Genomic DNA, 16263 nt, shown 5'->3' with positions numbered 1-16263 from the left:
GGGGCACGTCATTGCACCGCCCCCCCCTGCCGCTCAAACCGCGCCGGCTGAATCACCACTGCCGCCTGCGCCACCAGCTCCGGGTCGTGGGTGGCCACCAGCACCAGGCGTTCCTGGCTGCGCTCCAGCACCAGCTGCCTTACCCGCGCCGCCGCCTGCGCATCCAGAAACGCCGTGGGTTCATCCAGCAGCTCCACCCGGTGGTCCAGCAGCCAGGCCCGCAGCAGCCCCAGCCGGTGGATCTCGCCCCCCGAGAAACAGTCCACCGCCAGGTTGAGCGGCTCGTGGAGCCCCTCGGGCCGCTGCAGCACCGGCTCCAGCCCCAGCTGCTCCAGCCACGGCCCCAGCAGGGCCTCGCGTTCACGCCGGTCCGGCAGCCGGCCCAGCAGCAGGTTGTCCGCCAGGCTGCCCTCGAACAGCACCGCCCCCTGGGGCGCGTAGGCCACCAGCGTGCGCCAGGCCGCGGCCCCCTGGCTGCCCGCCAGCTCCAATGGCTCGCTCTGGCCAGCCGCCTGCAGTTGCCAGGAGCTGCTCTCCTCAGCCAGCAGGCCCGCCACCCGGTCGAGCAGGGTGCTCTTGCCCGTGCCCGAAGGTCCCACCACCGCCACCAGGGCACCGCGCCGGAGCGTCACGCCCGGCTGGCCGCGGCCCCGCCAGGTGGCCTCCAGGAGCACCGCCCCCGCCGGCAGCGGCCGGGGCGCGGCGGCCGCCAGCACCGGAGCCCCCAGCCGGCCGCGCAACTGTCGCAGGGCCTCGTAGCCCGGCAGCGCCCACAGGCACGACCGCCGGCTGCTGATCACGCCCCCCAGAGCCCCGGCCGCCCGGTAGGCCAGCAGCAGCACCGTGGCCACCGCCGCCGGCTCCAGCGCCGTGCCGCCCACCCCCAGCCAGAGCGCCACCACCAGCACCACCAGCCAGTCGCGCAGGGCGGCGAACACCGCCTGACGCCGCAGCGTGCGGCGGGCGTTGCGGCGGTAGTCGCGCGCCGCCGCAGCGAAACGAGCCAGCAGCCAGGGCTCGGCGGCCGCCGCCCGCACCGCCTTGAGGCCATGCAAGCCATCGCCCACGATGCTCTGCAAGGCTGCATTCAGGCGGGTGTGCAGCGTGCCCAGGCTCCAGGCGCCGGAGCGCTGCAGCAGTCCCGCCAGCGCCGCCGCCAGCAACCCCAGCAGCAGCGGCCCGGCCTGCCCGCGCCCAGCCACCAGCACGCCGCCGCCATAGATCAGCAGGGCGATCAGGTTCTGCAGCACGCGCAGACCCTCGTCCAGCGCGTACACGCTGGTGTCGATGTCGTCCATCAGCAGGCCCAGCAGCTCGCCGCGGCCCACCCGCTCCAGACGCAGGCTGGAGGCGTGCAGCACGCGGCTGAGCAGGTCGCTGCGCAGCCGGTCGGTGAGCGCGCTGTTCAGCCATTCCCGAAGCACGGCGATGCCCACCTGCAGCAGCCCGCGCACCGCCATCAGCCCCACCAGCAGCCCCAGCAGCTGACGCAGATCCAGCGCCGGAGCGGGCAAGGGCGGGGCGCTGCTGGCGCCACTGCCCAGCAGCACCCCCACCGCCAGGCCCAGACCCGCCACCTCCACCAGGCTGCTGAGCAGGGCCAGGGCGGCCAGCAGCAGCGTGTGCCCCCGTCCCGCCTCGCGGGCCAGGGCAAGCCACAGGCTCAGGCGGCCTCCTGCAGGGGAACGCTCCATCAGCTGGACTTGCCTTGATCCACTCCAGGTGGCGCGGGGCCGAGGGTAGGTCCAGGGCGGCCGGGCTGAGCTCCAGCCGGAGCGGATCGATCAGCCGCCGGCTTCGCCACTTCCGAGCAGCAGCACGGGCTCACCGGCGTCCGCCAGCAGCCGTGCGGCATCACGGTCGAATGTGGCCAGTTGCTCGCTGCCCAGCTGGCGCCCACCGAAGGCGATCACGCCATCAGCACCTCCAACGCCCTGACGCAGTCGGTGGAGGGGAAGCGATACACCCGCCGCAGCACCCACACCAGTTCGCACAGCACCGGCAGGGGGATGGCCACCAGCTCCGCCTGCGACAGCAGGGCACTCGCCGCCCTGGCCTGCTCCGGATCGTCCTGCACCAGGGCACGCACCAGCAGATTGGTGGCGGCCGTGATCTTCACGGCTGTCCAGCATCAGGCGTTGGGAATCCCGCCCAGCCGGCGGCGGCGGCCTCATCGAGTTCGGCCAACGTGGCCCGATGGCTGCTGCGGCCCGCCAGCAGGCTGATGAAGCCGTCGATCGTGCCGGTGGCCTGCTCGGCATGGAGCTCCAGCCGCCCTCCCGGCAACACCTCCACATCGATGCGCTGGCCGGTCTGCACCCCGAGATGAGCCAGCAACTCCTTGCGCAGGGTCAGCTGGCCCTTGCTGGTGACGGTGAGCGAGCGGGCTTTGGGACCGGCAGACCTGCGACCGGCAGAGCTCGGCATCGCCTGGCATCACCGCTGGCCGCAGCGTAAGGCAATTTTTCCTTGCACAGGGACTGGGGCCACCGGATGTCGCACACACTGGGTTGTCGCACACACCATGCCCCTGGGTCATCGGGCCGGACGCGAGCGGGGCTCGAGCGTCTCGGGACCACGGTGCTGGTTCAAGCAGCCGCGCGCAGGTTCTGGGGCTCCCGGTTCCGGGAGGCACAGAAATCAGGCATCCTGCAGGCCGAAGCCAGCAGCTGAGCCATGCAGCGCACCGTTTCAGCCTCGCTATCGTGCTAGCAACGCTGAACTGCGGCCCGCAACACTTCCGCGCGCGCCGGCAGCCCCAGGGCAAGCGTCACGACGTTGTGCCGGAAGCGCACATTCGGGTCGTCGTCGGCCTGATGGCGTCGTTGTGGACGAGATCGCGGTACATGCGACGCCAGGCCATGCAAGAGCGCGTCGTAGGCCGTGCTCAGGTCACGCCTGAGGTGGGCCTGCCGGGGCCTGCGTTCATGCCACTGGGCCAGCTGGCGAGCTGTGGCGTGCTGGTCGGGGTGGACGTCGTAGCGGAGGTGGGGGAAGCGGCGTTCACCGATCGCCCAGAGCGCCCGGCGCACGGCCGGGCCGGCCTGGCTCAGCACATTGGGGTCGACCCCCAGATGCACCACCCGGAACTGCAGCTCCACAGTGAGCACGGAATCGCCGACGTGATCGAGGCCCGGAATCACCCGGATGTTCTCCAGGGGCTCAGGTGAGCGCATGGGCATGGCTGGGGCCCTCATCGAGGATCTGCAGACGCGCTGCCTTTGCCCTATCCAGGAAGGCCGGTGGCTGCTATCGGTACACATCCTTGCGGTGACCAATCCGCAGCACCAGCACCAGGCCCCACGCGGAGCCGTCGCAGTCCCTCGAACTCCCCTTTCAGCGCCGATCCTGCCTCGGAAGAGCTGCCAGATTCTTGGCCGCCGAACGCTTAATCCGCAGCGAGCAGCGCATCGCGCACCTCAGACCACTCCAGCACGGGGTCAGCTGGATCCTTCAGAGCCGCAACGCCGCAGCGCAGATCCTCGATGTCATCCAGGTAGTACTCAATAGCCTGCCGGATGATGTCGGCCCGTGAGCGCTGAAGTTGTGCAGCAGCAGCATCCAGCTCCACTCCGAGCGCATCAGGCAACCGGGCCGTGACCTGGACCATGGACGACTTCACTGCAATGTCAGTGACATCAGGCTAGCGGTGCTGGGTGCGCGGGCCAGGGCCGTGCCGCCAGTGCGGCCGCAGCGTCAGCTGCGCGTCATCCCCAGGGCAAGCGTCACGAAGTCAAGCTGATCGGGTTTGGGCACACGCTGGAGAGCGGCAAGGGCTTGGTCGGCTTCATCGATTCGGGTCACCACGAAGTTGTGCTGGAAGCGCACATTCGGGTCGTAGTCGGCCTGATGGCGGAGCTCCTGGAGGCCTGGAAATGTGGTGGTAAAGAGCAATAAATCGGAGGAAACATTGGAATTTTCCACTCTGAAGCAGGCTTTTTTGGCGTTGTTGTGGTCGAGATCGCGGTACACACGGCTCCAGGCCAGAGAGCGTCGAGCCTGGGGGGTGACGCCCACCAGACGATCGGCGGCCGTTTCGGCAAGGCCATGAAAGAGCCCGTAGTAGGCCGTGCTCAGGGCACGTCTGAGGTCAGCCTGCCGGGGCCGGCGTTCATGCAACTGGGCCAGCTGACGGGCCGTGGCGTGCTCAGCACCTGCTGGTCCGGGTGGAAGTCGTAGCGGAGGTGGGGGAAGCGGCGTTCACCGATCGCCCAGAGCGCCCGGCGCAGGGCCGGGCCGGCCTGGCTCAGCACCCTGGGGTCCACGCCCGGCTGCACCAACCGGAACTGCAGCTCCACATAGAGAACGGGATCGCCGTCGTGATCCAGACCCGGGATCACCCGGATGCTCTCGAGGCCCTGGCTGTTCAACAGCGGCTCCACAGCTCCGCGGATGGCCTCCTCCACCGCCGGCGCTACCGGATGGTCGAGATCACGCTCGTAGGTGAAGGCCGGCATGGCAACCGCACACCAGGGGCTGGAAGTGATCGTAGGGGCGCCCGCCCCCCGTTGCTCGACCATCGGTTGCCATCGGCGGCCTCCGGCGCACGACTGCATGCACACACCATGCACCTGATGCAGCGGGCCGGACGCGAGCGGGGCTCGAGCATCTCGGATCCGCGCGCACGATTCAAGCAGCTTGCCCAGGTTCCGGGGCACACGGTTCCGGAAGGAACGGAATTCAGGCATCCTGCAGGCCGAAGCCCGCACCCGTCGATGCCGGCCACGATCTACCTGCACTGGGCCGCCACCCCCTACTCCTGGGTGCGCTCCGGGCTCTATCACACGATCGTGGGCGGCGACGGCACCCTGCACCGCCTGCACGCCTACAGCGTCGACCTGCCGGCCCACACCTGGCGCCGCAACGGCAATGCCGTGGCCCTCTCCTGCGCCTGCATGGGCGGCCGCCCCGATCCCTGGACGATCCCGCCCAGCGAGGTGCAGCTCGATGCGCTGTGCCGCGAGGCTGCCAGCGTGGCCCGCAGCTGGGGCTGGCGCGAGGCCGACATCACCATCGAGCGCGTGATGACCCACGCCGAGGCCGCCTCCAACCGCGACGGCCGCTGGCTGCACGACAACTACGGCCCGGTGATCTGGGGCGGCACCGGCGAGCGCTGGGATTTCCTGCAGCTCAGCAAGGGCGGCCCGCCCACCGGCGGCGACGAGCTGCGCGCGCGCATCCGGCGGTTTCTGGCCACTCCCGATGCCGGGCCCGGCGTCACCACCAAGCCGGGGCCCGGCGGTTCACCCGCCCGTCTGGAGTTCCGCCGCGCCACCGCCATCAGCGCCCGCGGCCAGGAGCTGGCGGTGGAACTCGACGCCAACGGCAGCTCCTGGGCCCTGGCCGCCGACCTGCTCGATCGCTACGAGATCCCCTACGCCTGGGAGGCCAGCCGCCGCCGCATCCTCATCGGCAGCCTCGATGTGGTGCCCACCTTCCGCGCCGACCAGGTGCAGCCCAGCGTCGGCTGGCCCCTGTTCGAGATGACCCTCCAGCACGGCAATGCACCGGTGATCCTGCGCGGCATCCTGCGCGACAACCGCGCCTGGTGCCGGGTGCTCGAATTCGCCGAGGAGTTCGGCATCAGCACCAGCTTCGAGCCCTTCACCCTGCTGGAGCGGCGTGGGGGGTGACGGAGACCCGAATGTGGACGGTTTCACGAGCCACGGGAGATGAGAGCACTCAGGGGTAGCGCACCGGAGGCGACATCGCCTGGGGTTTTGCGGCAGGACGTGGCAGGTGTGCGGGTAGCTGGTGACTCAGATGGATCACAGCTCCGTCATCAGTTCGCGAATGGACGTGAGCGGCAGGAAGAGCCTGCTTGGTTTCGACGGTAAAGGTTGAAAGCCATAGCTCTCGTACAGCGCCTTACGGCGCACTGTACGGTCGGGATCGCCGCAATCGAGCACATCCAGGAGAGCAATGGCAATGCCGAGCACATCGGCAGCCTGTGCGATCCGCCGAAGTGCATCCACCAGCAGGTCGCCGCCAAAGCCGGCACCGCTGTAGCGCTGATCGCGGCCGATCATGGCGATGAACGCGGCAGGGATGGACCCGTGGCCCGGCCTTGTGCGGGCAAAGCGCCTGGGCAGATCGCGATAGTCGACGGCATGGGCATTGATCGTGTAGAAGCCGATCAAGTTCCCATTCGTGCTCACCATCACAAACAGCCGCACATTGCCAGCTTCCGCCAGCTTGTTGGCTGTTTTCTTGAAATAGTTGTCTACTGCCGCCACACCACAACTGAAGCCGGCACGGTCATGGCGAACCGGATCAAAGGGCTCTATCGAGTAAGGCGGCTGCAGCAGACCAGCCTGAGCTGAGTCGCTCAACGGGAGACGACAGTGCGCTGATGCCGCTCAAAGGCTGCTTTCAAGGCCGGGGTGGCTGGCGCCGGCTGATCCAGGGCCGCGAAGAAGGCGGCATGGTCAATCCCCTCCAGTTCCGTGCGCTCATGGGAATTGATCACGGCACGGGCGGCCTGGTAAGCCGCCTGCATCGTGAAGGCGGAGTCGTCGAGCCCAGCCAAGGCGGCGGCCCTCTGGATGGTGGCCTTGATCCGCGGCTTGGTGCGGAAATTCATGCGCACCAGCGCGCGCTCTTCAGAGCCGCAGGGCTCGGATTCGCTGGTAGCAGCCTCAGAGCGGGCGGAATGAGCCATGGATCGCCCGCATGCACCTGCTTATCGTACGCCACATCGGCGTACAAGGCAGTCGGATGGCAGAACACGGCTGCAACCCGAAGCCCGCCGCATCCGGCCGCCTCGAATTCCGCCGCGCCACCACCATCAGCGCCCGCGGCGAAACCCTGGCGGTGGAGCTCGACACCAACGGCAGCTCCTGGGCCCTGGCCGCCGATCTGCTCGCCCTCTACGAGATCCCCTATGCCTGGGAGGCCAGCCGCCGCCGCATCCTCATCGGCAGCCTCGATGTGGTGCCCACCTTCCGCGACGACCAGGTGCAGCCCTCGGTGGGCTGGCGCCTGTTCGAGATGACCCTCCAGAGCGGCAACGCGCCGGTGATCCTGCTGGAGCGGCGGGCCGAATTCAGGCGGCCCAGTCCGCCAGCTGCAGCCCATCCACCCGGCTGAACGCGCCGATCGGTGTGGCACGGCGCTTCAAGGCGGTGGCCTGAACGGCGTAATGCTCACAGATTCCCGATCCCTGGGGATAAAGCACCGGGCTTCCCGGTCCTGCACCGGCAGCTTGTCAGCCTGCTGTTGCTCCAGTGCTTCCACGAAGTCGGGATCAAAGCCGCTGAGCGCCTGCAGCAGGGCCTGCCCGCGCTGGCTCCGGCAGCACCAGCAGCTGGGCCATGGAACGGTCGTTTACGGCGTCGCTATCGTGATAGCAACGCGGAAACGCGGCCCACAACACCCACCCCTGGCCCACCATCGACCTGCACTGGGGCGCCATCCTGCTGCAGATCAGCCACCGCCCATCACGTGCAGGATCACCGCCGGGATCACCAGGGCGTAGGTCGCTGTCAGCGGCCAGCCGAAGCGCAGGAAATCGAGGAAGCGGTAGTTGCCGGGGGAGAACACCATCAGGTTGGTCTGGTAGCCGATGGGTGAGAGGAAGCTCTGGCTGGCGGCGAACACCACGGCGTAGATGAACAGCAGCGGCGGCTGGCCCAGGCCTTCGGCGAGCTTGGCCACCACCGGCAGCAGCAGCACCACGGTGGCGCCGTTGCTGAGCAGTTCGGTGCCCACCATGGTCACGGCGTACACCGCCACCAGGGCCAGGTACACCGGCCAGCCCTGCAGCCAGCCCTGCAGGCCGTCGGCCGCCAGCTGGGCCAGGCCGCTCTGCTGCAGCGCCGCACTGAAGCTGAACAGCCCCCCCAGCAGCAGGAACACATCCCAGCGGATCGAGCGCAGGGCGCTGCTGGCATCGAGGCAGCCGCCCACCACCAGCACCCCCACCCCCAGCAGCACCGCCGCCACCAGCGGGATCAGGTTGAGGCCAGACACCAGCAGCACCAGGGCCATGGTGAGCACCGCCAGCCACTTGCGGTGGGTGGTGGGCAGGTCGCTCTCGAGTTCGTCGAGCACCACCAGCTCGCTGTTCTCCTGCAGGCCGCGGATGGCGTCGAGCGGGGCCTGCAGCAGCAGCAGGTCGCCGGCCTTGAGCGGCAGCCGGCCGAGGCGGTCGTGCAGGGTGGTGTTGGCGCGCTTCACGGCCAGCACGGTGGCGTTGAAGCGCTGGCGGAAGCGCAGCTCCCGCAGCGAGGAGCCGGCCAGCATCGAACCGGTGGGCAGCAGCACCTCGGTGAGGCGGATCGGCGTGGGCTCGGCAGCCGGGGTGCCGTTGGTCGCCGGCTCCTCGTCGGCTTCCAGGAGCGTGCCGGCCAGGGCCACCATCTCATCCTGCTGCAGGCGCAGCAGCTCGCCTCTGGTGCAGCGCAGCAGCAGGCGGTCGCCGGCCTTGAGGCGCAGCTCGGCCAGCGGAGGCTGCAGCCTCTGGCCGCGCCGGTGCACCGAGAGCACGTCCACATCGAAGCGGCGCTGCAGCCGGCTGGCGTGCAGGGTGGTGCCGGTGAGGGGCGAGCGCCTGGGCAGCACCACCTCGGTGAGGTAGCCCTGGCGGGTGAGCTCGGTGAGGGTGCCGCTGGCATTGAGGCCGCGGTCGGGCAGCCAGCGGGAGGCGAGCAGCAGGTAGAGGCTGCCGATCAGCCACACCGGGATGCCGATGGCGGTGAAGGAGAACAGCTGGAAGCCGCCGTAGCCCAGGCCGGCGGACACATCACTGGCCAGCAGGCTGGTGGAGGTGCCGATCAGGGTGAGGGTGCCGCCGGTGATCGTGGCCACCGAGAGGGGGATCAGCACCCGTGAGGGGCTCACCCCGCGGCGGCGGCACCAGCCCTCGATCACCGGCAGCAGGATGGCCACGATCGGGGTGTTGGGAATCACCGCCGAGAGCGGCGCCACCACCGCACCGAGCAGGACCACCAGTTGCTGCTGGCCGCGGATGCGCGGGGAGCTCAGCAGTTCGCGCAGGCGGTCGAGGGCGCCGCTGTGCAGCAGCCCCTGGGAGAGCACGAACATCCCCAGCAGGGTGATCAGCGCCGGGCTGCCGAAACCCGCCAGGGCCTGGCTGGGCTCGAGCACGCCGGTGGCGATCAGCAGCCCGGCGGCGCTCACGGCCACGATCTCCGGCGCCAGCCAGCCGCCCACAAACACCACGATGGAGGCCGCCAGCACCACCAGGGTGATCCAGCCGGAGAGGGTGATCAACGCTGCTACTCAGGTCCGGGGGGCATCCTGAAGCACAGAACGGTGAGCCTGAGGCAGCTGCCCACGGTTGAGGTGGTGATATCACGATAGCCCCGATGGTGGAGCCCGCGTCACACCGCTGGGCCGCCGTCAGAACGAAGACGGATCGATCAGGCCGATGGCGGTGCCGCGGAAGTGGTGCGTGTGGCGCGTGGCCAGCAGCGCACCGCGGGCCAGGGCGATGCCGGCGATCAGGGTGGCGCGCAGGTCCACCGGCCGGCCCAGGGCCTGGCGCTGGGCCGCCAGCCGCGCGGCCTGCTGCACCGCCACCCCATCGAGCGGGGCGACGCGCTCCTGGAACAGCTGCTCCAGCAGCGCCTCCAGCCCGCATTCCAGCCGCCGCCGGCAGGTGGCATCGGGGTGAATGGCCACGCCATAGCGCAACTCGAACACCACCACGATCGGCAGCCACACCGTGCGACTGGGCTGGCGATCGAGCCAGCGCACCACAGCCGGATCCGGCCGCTTCTGCATCAGCGCGGCAACCACGTTGGTGTCAAGCAGGATCACGGCAGGCCTCGGCGCGGAATCGGCGGATTCAGGTGATCGGCTGCTGCAGCTCGGCGATGGGCTGGTCCAGCTCGGCATCCGCGAACAGGGCGGCGATGCGGCTGCCCAGACCCATCGACCGCGGCGGCTGGTCGTCGCTCTCCACCGCCCGGCGCAGGATCTGCCGGGCCTCCTCCTCCATGCTGTGGCCATGCCGCAGGGCCCGGCGACGCAGCGCCTCCTTCACCGCCAGATCCAGGTTGCGCACAAGCAGCTGAGCCATAGATGCAGAACGATCAGCAGCGGGAGCGGGAGCGGGAGCGAGATCTTCGGGGCCGCCGGCAACAGGTTGTGCGGCAGTGCCAGCTCGTGATATCACGATAGCAGCGGCGTGCACCGCCGATCACCACGCTCCCGCCAGGGCCATCAACGCGCCACGATCGACCTGCACTGGCTGCACTGGGCCGCCACCCCCTGCAGCTGGGCGCGCTCCGGGCTCCGGGCTCAATCGCAAGACCAACTTGCTGCGCAGAAGGCTGACGCCTGCAGCATCGATCTCACCGCCCATAACTGCCGCCCACACATACCGCCCACACCAGGCGAAGGCTCTGGCTACAGCCTGAGCTTCGAGCCGTTCACGCTGCTGGAGTGGCGGGGAGGACGTTGTCGCCGGAACGACGCCACGGAGCGGCGAACCATGCTAATCACTCTGCATCCATCCCTTGCATTCGCACTTGAATTCGCACTTGGATTTGCCCTTGAATTCGCAGCTCGATCTGGCAACTTACAAGCCCAGGGGAGACAAGCGCAACACCGCCTTCTTCGAAGAGTTTCTGCCCCGGGTTTACGAGCGACGCCAACAAACGGGCATCAACGACCTCGTGGGTTCGATGGCGGCTGTGGTGATCCAGGTGGACCATGGCCATGCCGTGTCTTACATGGCCGAACTCAGCTTGATGGGGCCCTACCGATTCCGGGAGTGCTGGCTGATGCGCACCCACCGCATCTACCTGCTGGCCGCCAACCCAGCCTGGCCGCGGATGATCGTGCTGGAGCCCCTGAATCCAGGATTCGAAGACGAAACCACACGCTGGAACACGATGTATCCCCTTTCGGCAAGAAGGCCGAACGCACGCTACGTGGGAGAGGTGTTCTACACCGAATCGGCACGGTCTGTGCGGGAGATCCTGGAAGCTCAGAACATCCGCTTTGTGTATCCCGGGGAAACGCAGAACCCCTTCTACGCCCATGAGCATTACGCCTACAACCACCTGATCTTCAGCTTCCTCTCGGATCACACCTACAACCGAGTGGGCTATGTCGACCTGCCGCTCGACTCGCTCGCACCCCTCGACCTCGGCGACCGCGTCCTGCTCGACGATGATACGGAGCGGCCCATGGTCGAGGCGGCCGAGCAACACACAGCCCTGGGCCTCGACAACAAGATCCTGGGCCTCGATCATATGGCCACACGCGTGCTGGCAGGAGACAGGGAAGATGCGATTCTGGAATATCTCACCATGGTGCCTTATTACTTCTGGGGAGCATACAATATCAACGAGATGAATTCCTCCACCAATGTCACCCGCAACCCCAAAGTCAACGACGACAAGCTGTCCCCAGCTCGCGTGTTCACGGCCAACAACACCCCTTCCTATCTCAACTCCCTGGTGAACCTGCCGATGCCCACCGAGGAGTTCGTGCGCAACTTCGGCCGGCGCATGCACCACCTCGCCCTCGAAGTGGCAGACGGCAAGGTGGATGGCGAGCAGAATGTGGATGTCGTGGTGCGCAAGCTGCAGGAGTCCGGCATTCCCTTCCTGGCCGATGTGGTGGGCGAATGCAGCGACCAGCCGAATCTCAAGCAGATCTTTTCGAAGAGCTCAGATTATTCCCTGTTGATCACCGAATACGTGCAGAGATGCCAGGGCTACGATGGCTTCTTCACCCGCGAAAACGTAGCCTCACTCACCGAAGCCGCCGGCAACGAAGAGCGCTACGCCCACGGCCATGTGTTCGATTAAGCCTCGAGCAGGATCGCGGCAGGCCTGGGGCGGTGTCGGCGGGCTCGGATCAGGCGGGATTGGCCACCTCCGCTCGGCGATTGGCTGCTCCAGCTCGGCGATTGACTGCTCCAGCTCAGCGATTGGCCGCCCAAAGCCATGGACCGCGGCGGCGGCTGGTCGTTGCTCTGCACCGCTCGGCGCCGCCTTCAGCACGCTGTGCGGCAGCGCCAGCCTGTGATATCACGATAGCACCGGCTGGCACCACTGATTACTACGCCCCTGCCGCGGCTACCGCGATGGTGACCGGCCCAGGGTGCAACAGATGTGAACAGTGGTGTGCACTGCTCAGTTGATGCCCACCCCCCGATTCCTACTTCACAAACTGGTGGTTCAGCTTGAGATCAACCTTGGTGGGTCCCTGGAGGGACAGCTTGAAGTAGGGGCTCTCGGCACTGGTGATGTTGGGGGCAGGCCCTCCGTAGGTTCCCTGATAGAGGGCCGTCACCATCAGTTCTCCGAGAATCTGAACCGCTCCTCCAGGCATGCCGGAGAGGTCAAATTTGTACGTGCAGCCACTGGCGAGGGTGCCGGTAGCTTTGGCTTCTCTCCTGAAATTCGGCACAAACTTCATGCCCTCATACTTGCCGGCCTTGCTCACCAGGTACATGGCAATTGCGGAGCACGATCCCGTGAGTGATGGCATCGCATCTGGTGCGGAAACCGTTCCCATCACCACGGGTGCCGTCACCTTCTCCTGGATCCGATCTTTGATCGATGGGTCGGGCTTGATCATGTCTGGGCGCACGAATTGCGGCGTTGGCATCTGGGCCATTGCAGGCGAGAGTGCAGCCATGGGCAGCATTAGAGCAGTGAAGCTGCAGAGCCGCTGCAAACGCCGACCCCGAGATTGTCGGAATTCACAACCCGTGGATCGATGAGCAGAGACAGATGGATGGGCAGAAACAGCTTTCATGACTGAACCTTCATGCAATCATATCTTGATCATCCCTGGCGAAGCCCACAGCATTCGCCGCATATCTTTACGTCATTTCTTGCATTTGAAACTCAACATCAAGTTCCAACCATTGTTCTTGCTGGGGGGATCTGGCATGGGCCTGGGGTGCGACTGCTGGCCGGGGGATGGGTGCCCCACCTCAGGCCTTCAGAGGGTGTGGGGGTGCAGCGTGAGGCCGCGGCCTGATCCAGCTGATCGACGGCCGCTCGCCAGCCGCGCGCGGAAGTCGGCCACGGTGGCGGTGAGGCCTTCGGCCAGGGGGATGCGGGCGCGCCAGCCCAGCGCCGCCAGGCGGCTCACGTCCAGCTGTTTCTTGGGGGTGCCGTCGGGCTTACTGGTGTCCCACTCGATCGTGCCGGCGAAGCCCGTGGCCGCCGCCACCGCTTCGGCCAGCTCGCGGATGCTCAGGTCGAGCCCCGTGCCCACATTCAGAAACTGCAGATCCTCCGGCCCCGGCTGCCAGTGCTCCAGGGCGAACACGCAGGCCTCGCCGAGGTCGTCCACATGCAGAAACTCGCGCAAGGGGGTGCCGGTGCCCCAGCAGCTCACGCTGGTGCCCAGCCCCCGCTCGGGGCGCTCGGCGGCCTCGTGGAAGCGACGGATCAGGGCCGGCAGCACGTGGCTGTTGGTGGGGTGGTAGTTGTCGCCCGGGCCGTAGAGATTGGTGGGCATCAGGCTGATGGCGTCGAAGCCGTGCTGGCGGCGCAGTGCCTCGCAGAGCTTGATGCCGGCGATCTTGGCGATGGCGTACCACGCGTTCGTGGGCTCCAGCTCGCCGGTGAGCAGGGCCTCCTCGCGGATCGGCTGCGCCGCGAACTTGGGATAGATGCAGCTGCTGCCCAAAAACAGCAACCGGCGGGCCCCATGGCGCCAGGCGTTCTCGATCACCTGGGTTTCGATCTTGAGGTTGTCGAGCAGGAAATCGGCCGGGTAGGTGGCGTTGGCGTGGATGCCGCCCACCTTCGCCGCCGCCAGCACCACCACCGTGGGCCGGTGCTCAGCAAACCAGTTCTCCACCGCCGTGGCGTCGCGCAGGTCGAGCGTGCTGCTGGGGGCCGTGAGCAACTCGCCATAGCCGGCCCGCGCCAGCGCCCGGCAGATCGCCCCGCCGGCCATGCCGCGGTGACCGGCCACAAAGATCCGGTCGGCCGGGGTGATCAGGGGCGCCACGACCTCACGCAGCGCCTCACTCACGGCTGCCCACCACCTGGAAGCCCTTGAGCCGCAGCAGCGCCTCCTTGCGGGCCTCCTCCTTGTCGGCGGACACCATCTCCGCCACCAGCTCTTCCAGGGTGGTGGTGGGGGTCCAGCCCAGCTTCAGGTGGGCCCTGCTGGGATCCCCCAGCAGGGTGTCCACCTCGGCGGGGCGGAAATAGCGCGGGTCGATGCGCACCACCACCTCGCCGGTGTGGCGCCGGCCGATCTCCTCCAGCCCGTCCCCCTGCCACTCCAGCGCGCCCCAGCCCAGCTCAACGGCCGCCAGCTCGATGAACCGGCGCACGCTCTCCTGGCGGCCGGTGGCGATCACGAAATCCTCCGGGCTCTCCTGCTGCAGCATCCGCCACTGCATCTCCACGTAGTCGCGGGCGTGGCCCCAGTCGCGCAGGGAGTCGAGGTTGCCCATGAACAGGCAGTCGTCGAGGCCGGCGTCGATGCGCGCCAGGCCGCGGGTGATCTTGCGGGTCACGAACGTTTCCCCCCGCCGCGGCGATTCGTGGTTGAAGAGAATGCCGTTGCAGGCATACATGCCATAGGCCTCGCGGTAGTTCACCGTGATCCAGTAGGCATAGAGCTTGGCCACCCCGTAGGGGCTGCGGGGATAGAACGGCGTGCTCTCCGTCTGGGGAATCTCCTGCACCAGGCCGTAGAGCTCGCTGGTGCTGGCCTGGTAGATGCGCGTCTTCTGGGTGAGGCCCAGGATGCGCACCGCTTCCAGGATCCGCAGCGTGCCCAAAGCGTCGCTGTTGGCGGTGTATTCCGGACTCTCGAAGCTCACCGCCACGTGGCTCTGGGCGCCGAGGTTGTAGATCTCATCGGGCTGCACATCCTGCACGATGCGGATCAGGTTGGTGCTGTCCGTTAAATCGCCATAGTGCAGCTGGAAGTGGGGCAGCTCCCCGCCCGGCCCGCGCTCGTGGGGGTCCTGGTAGAGGTGATCGATGCGGCTGGTGTTGAAGCTGCTGGCCCGGCGCTTGATGCCGTGCACCACGTAGCCCTTCTCCAGCAGCAGTTCAGCCAGATAGCTGCCGTCCTGCCCCGTGATGCCGGTGATCAGGGCTGTTTTGGTCATCAGTCGTTGTCGAGCAGGCGGAACAGGGTGAGCACGTTCACCAGACCGGTGAGGGGCTGACTCACGGCACCGATGGCGTCGGCACTCACCGCATAACGGGTGCGGTTCACGATCACCGTGTCGCCCTCCACCAGCGGTGGATTCTTGTCCATCGACACGTCCTGGCTGGGATCGTACGCATAGGTGCGCCGCTGGGCGCTGCCGTTGCGGAAGATGCGCACCACCTCCACCTTCGACGTGTTCGCCCGCCAGGTCTGGGGGCCGCCCGCGGCCAGGATGGCCTTCATCAGCGGCGTGTTCGCCGGCACCTGCAACCGCCCCGGCGACTGCACCTCTCCCACGATGTTCACGGTGATGGCGGTGGGCGAGAGGGTGCTGGAGGCCAGCTCGGCACTCAGCTCGGCCGATTCCTCCACCCGCTCGATGCGGATCGTGTCGCCATCGAACAGCAGCGGGTTCTGAAACTGATCCCCCACCCTCACCAGCGCCAGCAGATCCACCTGGGCCTGCTTGAAGCGGCGGTCGCTGCCCGGCAGGCGGCGCTGCACCCACACCCGGCGCAGGTTGGCGGTGGAGGTGAGGCCGCCGGCCTTCTGGATCGCGTCCACCAGGGTGGGCGGACCGCTGAATCCGGTGGCGTCTTCCGTCCTGGTCGTGTCGCCGGTGGTGCTGAGGGTGTAGAGCCCGGGACGCTCCACCTCCCCCACCAGCGCCACCCGCAGCGGCCGCGGCCGCACCACGCTCAGCTGCAGGTTGGGGCGCTGCAGCTGGGCCCGGTAGAGGGTTTCCAGCCACTGGCTGGCCTGCGACAGGGTGAGGCCGGCGAGGATCACGTTGCCCACCAGCGGCAGTGAAACGGTGCCGTCGTTGAGGATGGACACCGGGCCGGAAAACTCCGGCACGGCCAGAAAGCGCAGGTTGAGGCCGTCGCCGGCGCCGAGGATGTACACGTCCTCCTGCATCAGCGGCTCCTCCGCCGGCAGCGGCGCCGGCGCGGCGGCACCGGGCCGGGTGGCGGGACGGGCGGGCGGCTCGATGATCTGCAGCTGGGCCCGGGCCGGGGGCAGCAGCGAGGCGGCCAGGGGGCTCCCCAGCGGCGCAGTCAGAACCAGAGCGACCGAACCGACGGCCCAGAGGGTCGACCGCGGCAGGCAGGGAGGGGGCATCGGCGACGCGGCCCGCGCTGGGGA

The 16263-nt window shown here is 67.9% G+C and carries 20 protein-coding genes; 3 read left to right on the top strand and 17 right to left on the bottom strand.

From position 1 onward, the window contains the following. Window positions 1-8 precede the first annotated feature (8 nt). The 8 genes from KBY96_RS16300 to KBY96_RS12190 form a co-directional block, all read right to left on the bottom strand. Entirely contained in the window at window positions 9-1694 is a 1686-nt protein-coding gene (locus KBY96_RS16300; protein ID WP_261358410.1) for an ATP-binding cassette domain-containing protein, read from the bottom strand. A gap of 90 nt (window positions 1695-1784) precedes the next feature. After that, window positions 1785-1913, bottom strand: coding sequence for a hypothetical protein (locus tag KBY96_RS12220; RefSeq protein ID WP_254979704.1), 129 nt, complete (start codon window positions 1911-1913; stop codon window positions 1785-1787). Next, window positions 1910-2119 (bottom strand): hypothetical protein, encoded by a 210-nt coding sequence (locus KBY96_RS12215; RefSeq protein ID WP_254979703.1) that lies wholly within the window; start codon window positions 2117-2119, stop codon window positions 1910-1912. The genes KBY96_RS12220 and KBY96_RS12215 overlap by 4 nt, the downstream gene beginning before the upstream one ends. Further along, a complete protein-coding gene (locus KBY96_RS12210; protein WP_254979702.1) occupies window positions 2116-2427 on the bottom strand; it encodes an AbrB/MazE/SpoVT family DNA-binding domain-containing protein in 312 nt (103 codons plus the stop codon). Before KBY96_RS12210 ends, KBY96_RS12215 begins: the two co-directional genes overlap by 4 nt. A gap of 281 nt (window positions 2428-2708) precedes the next feature. After that, window positions 2709-3182, bottom strand: coding sequence for a hypothetical protein (locus KBY96_RS12205; protein ID WP_254979701.1), 474 nt, complete (start codon window positions 3180-3182; stop codon window positions 2709-2711). A 206-nt stretch (window positions 3183-3388) separates the two neighbouring features. Further along, a complete protein-coding gene (locus tag KBY96_RS12200) occupies window positions 3389-3610 on the bottom strand; it encodes a ribbon-helix-helix protein, CopG family (RefSeq protein ID WP_254979700.1) in 222 nt (73 codons plus the stop codon). A gap of 86 nt (window positions 3611-3696) precedes the next feature. Further along, window positions 3697-4017, bottom strand: coding sequence for a hypothetical protein (locus KBY96_RS12195; RefSeq protein ID WP_254979697.1), 321 nt, complete (start codon window positions 4015-4017; stop codon window positions 3697-3699). A 56-nt stretch (window positions 4018-4073) separates the two neighbouring features. Further along, the gene (locus KBY96_RS12190) at window positions 4074-4457 is read right to left on the bottom strand and encodes a hypothetical protein (RefSeq protein WP_254979696.1); all 384 of its coding nucleotides are present in this window, start codon (window positions 4455-4457) and stop codon (window positions 4074-4076) included. 258 nt (window positions 4458-4715) lie between these two features. Here KBY96_RS12190 and KBY96_RS12185 point away from each other — a divergent pair, with 258 nt between their 5' ends. Further along, window positions 4716-5633, top strand: coding sequence for an N-acetylmuramoyl-L-alanine amidase (locus KBY96_RS12185; RefSeq protein ID WP_254979695.1), 918 nt, complete (start codon window positions 4716-4718; stop codon window positions 5631-5633). Between the two features lie 135 nt (window positions 5634-5768). Here the strand turns inward: KBY96_RS12185 and KBY96_RS12180 are convergent, their stop codons facing one another. Beyond that, on the bottom strand, window positions 5769-6332 hold the full coding sequence (locus tag KBY96_RS12180) for a hypothetical protein (RefSeq protein WP_254979694.1): 564 nt from the start codon (window positions 6330-6332) through the stop codon (window positions 5769-5771). Further along, window positions 6329-6661: a DUF1778 domain-containing protein gene (locus tag KBY96_RS12175; RefSeq protein ID WP_254979693.1), complete on the bottom strand. Its 333-nt coding sequence runs from the start codon at window positions 6659-6661 to the stop codon at window positions 6329-6331. Before KBY96_RS12175 ends, KBY96_RS12180 begins: the two co-directional genes overlap by 4 nt. Window positions 6662-6717: 56 nt before the next feature. On the opposite strand from KBY96_RS12175, the gene KBY96_RS12170 reads away from it, so the two are divergent. Beyond that, the gene (locus KBY96_RS12170; protein ID WP_254979692.1) at window positions 6718-7089 is read left to right on the top strand and encodes a hypothetical protein; all 372 of its coding nucleotides are present in this window, start codon (window positions 6718-6720) and stop codon (window positions 7087-7089) included. A gap of 336 nt (window positions 7090-7425) precedes the next feature. Here the strand turns inward: KBY96_RS12170 and KBY96_RS12165 are convergent, their stop codons facing one another. The 3 genes from KBY96_RS12165 to KBY96_RS12155 form a co-directional block, all read right to left on the bottom strand. Further along, the gene (locus tag KBY96_RS12165) at window positions 7426-9234 is read right to left on the bottom strand and encodes an SLC13 family permease (RefSeq protein ID WP_254979691.1); all 1809 of its coding nucleotides are present in this window, start codon (window positions 9232-9234) and stop codon (window positions 7426-7428) included. A 129-nt stretch (window positions 9235-9363) separates the two neighbouring features. Then, window positions 9364-9783: a PIN domain-containing protein gene (locus KBY96_RS12160; protein WP_254979690.1), complete on the bottom strand. Its 420-nt coding sequence runs from the start codon at window positions 9781-9783 to the stop codon at window positions 9364-9366. A gap of 28 nt (window positions 9784-9811) precedes the next feature. Continuing rightward, complete coding sequence (locus KBY96_RS12155; RefSeq protein ID WP_254979689.1) at window positions 9812-10045, bottom strand: FitA-like ribbon-helix-helix domain-containing protein; 234 nt, start codon at window positions 10043-10045, stop codon at window positions 9812-9814. A gap of 451 nt (window positions 10046-10496) precedes the next feature. Here KBY96_RS12155 and KBY96_RS12150 point away from each other — a divergent pair, with 451 nt between their 5' ends. Next, window positions 10497-11786: a hypothetical protein gene (locus KBY96_RS12150; protein WP_254979688.1), complete on the top strand. Its 1290-nt coding sequence runs from the start codon at window positions 10497-10499 to the stop codon at window positions 11784-11786. Between the two features lie 352 nt (window positions 11787-12138). On the opposite strand, the gene KBY96_RS12145 is transcribed toward KBY96_RS12150, so the two are convergent. The 4 genes from KBY96_RS12145 to KBY96_RS12130 all read right to left on the bottom strand — a co-directional run bounded on the left by KBY96_RS12145 (window position 12139) and on the right by KBY96_RS12130 (window position 16239). Then, window positions 12139-12621, bottom strand: coding sequence for a hypothetical protein (locus tag KBY96_RS12145; RefSeq protein ID WP_254979687.1), 483 nt, complete (start codon window positions 12619-12621; stop codon window positions 12139-12141). Window positions 12622-12930: 309 nt separating this feature from the next. Continuing rightward, window positions 12931-13953 (bottom strand): GDP-L-fucose synthase, encoded by a 1023-nt coding sequence (locus tag KBY96_RS12140; RefSeq protein WP_254979744.1) that lies wholly within the window; start codon window positions 13951-13953, stop codon window positions 12931-12933. A 16-nt stretch (window positions 13954-13969) separates the two neighbouring features. Next, window positions 13970-15073 (bottom strand): GDP-mannose 4,6-dehydratase, encoded by a 1104-nt coding sequence (gene gmd, locus KBY96_RS12135; protein WP_254979686.1) that lies wholly within the window; start codon window positions 15071-15073, stop codon window positions 13970-13972. Beyond that, on the bottom strand, window positions 15073-16239 hold the full coding sequence (locus KBY96_RS12130) for an SLBB domain-containing protein (RefSeq protein WP_254979684.1): 1167 nt from the start codon (window positions 16237-16239) through the stop codon (window positions 15073-15075). Before KBY96_RS12130 ends, gmd begins: the two co-directional genes overlap by 1 nt. Window positions 16240-16263: the final 24 nt, after the last annotated feature.

The sequence above is a fragment of the Cyanobium sp. ATX 6A2 genome (assembly GCF_024346355.1).
Lineage (GTDB): Bacteria > Cyanobacteriota > Cyanobacteriia > PCC-6307 > Cyanobiaceae > NIES-981.
Note: the sequence above shows the minus strand (reverse complement) of the source record. Positions and strands in the feature narration are given on the sequence as shown.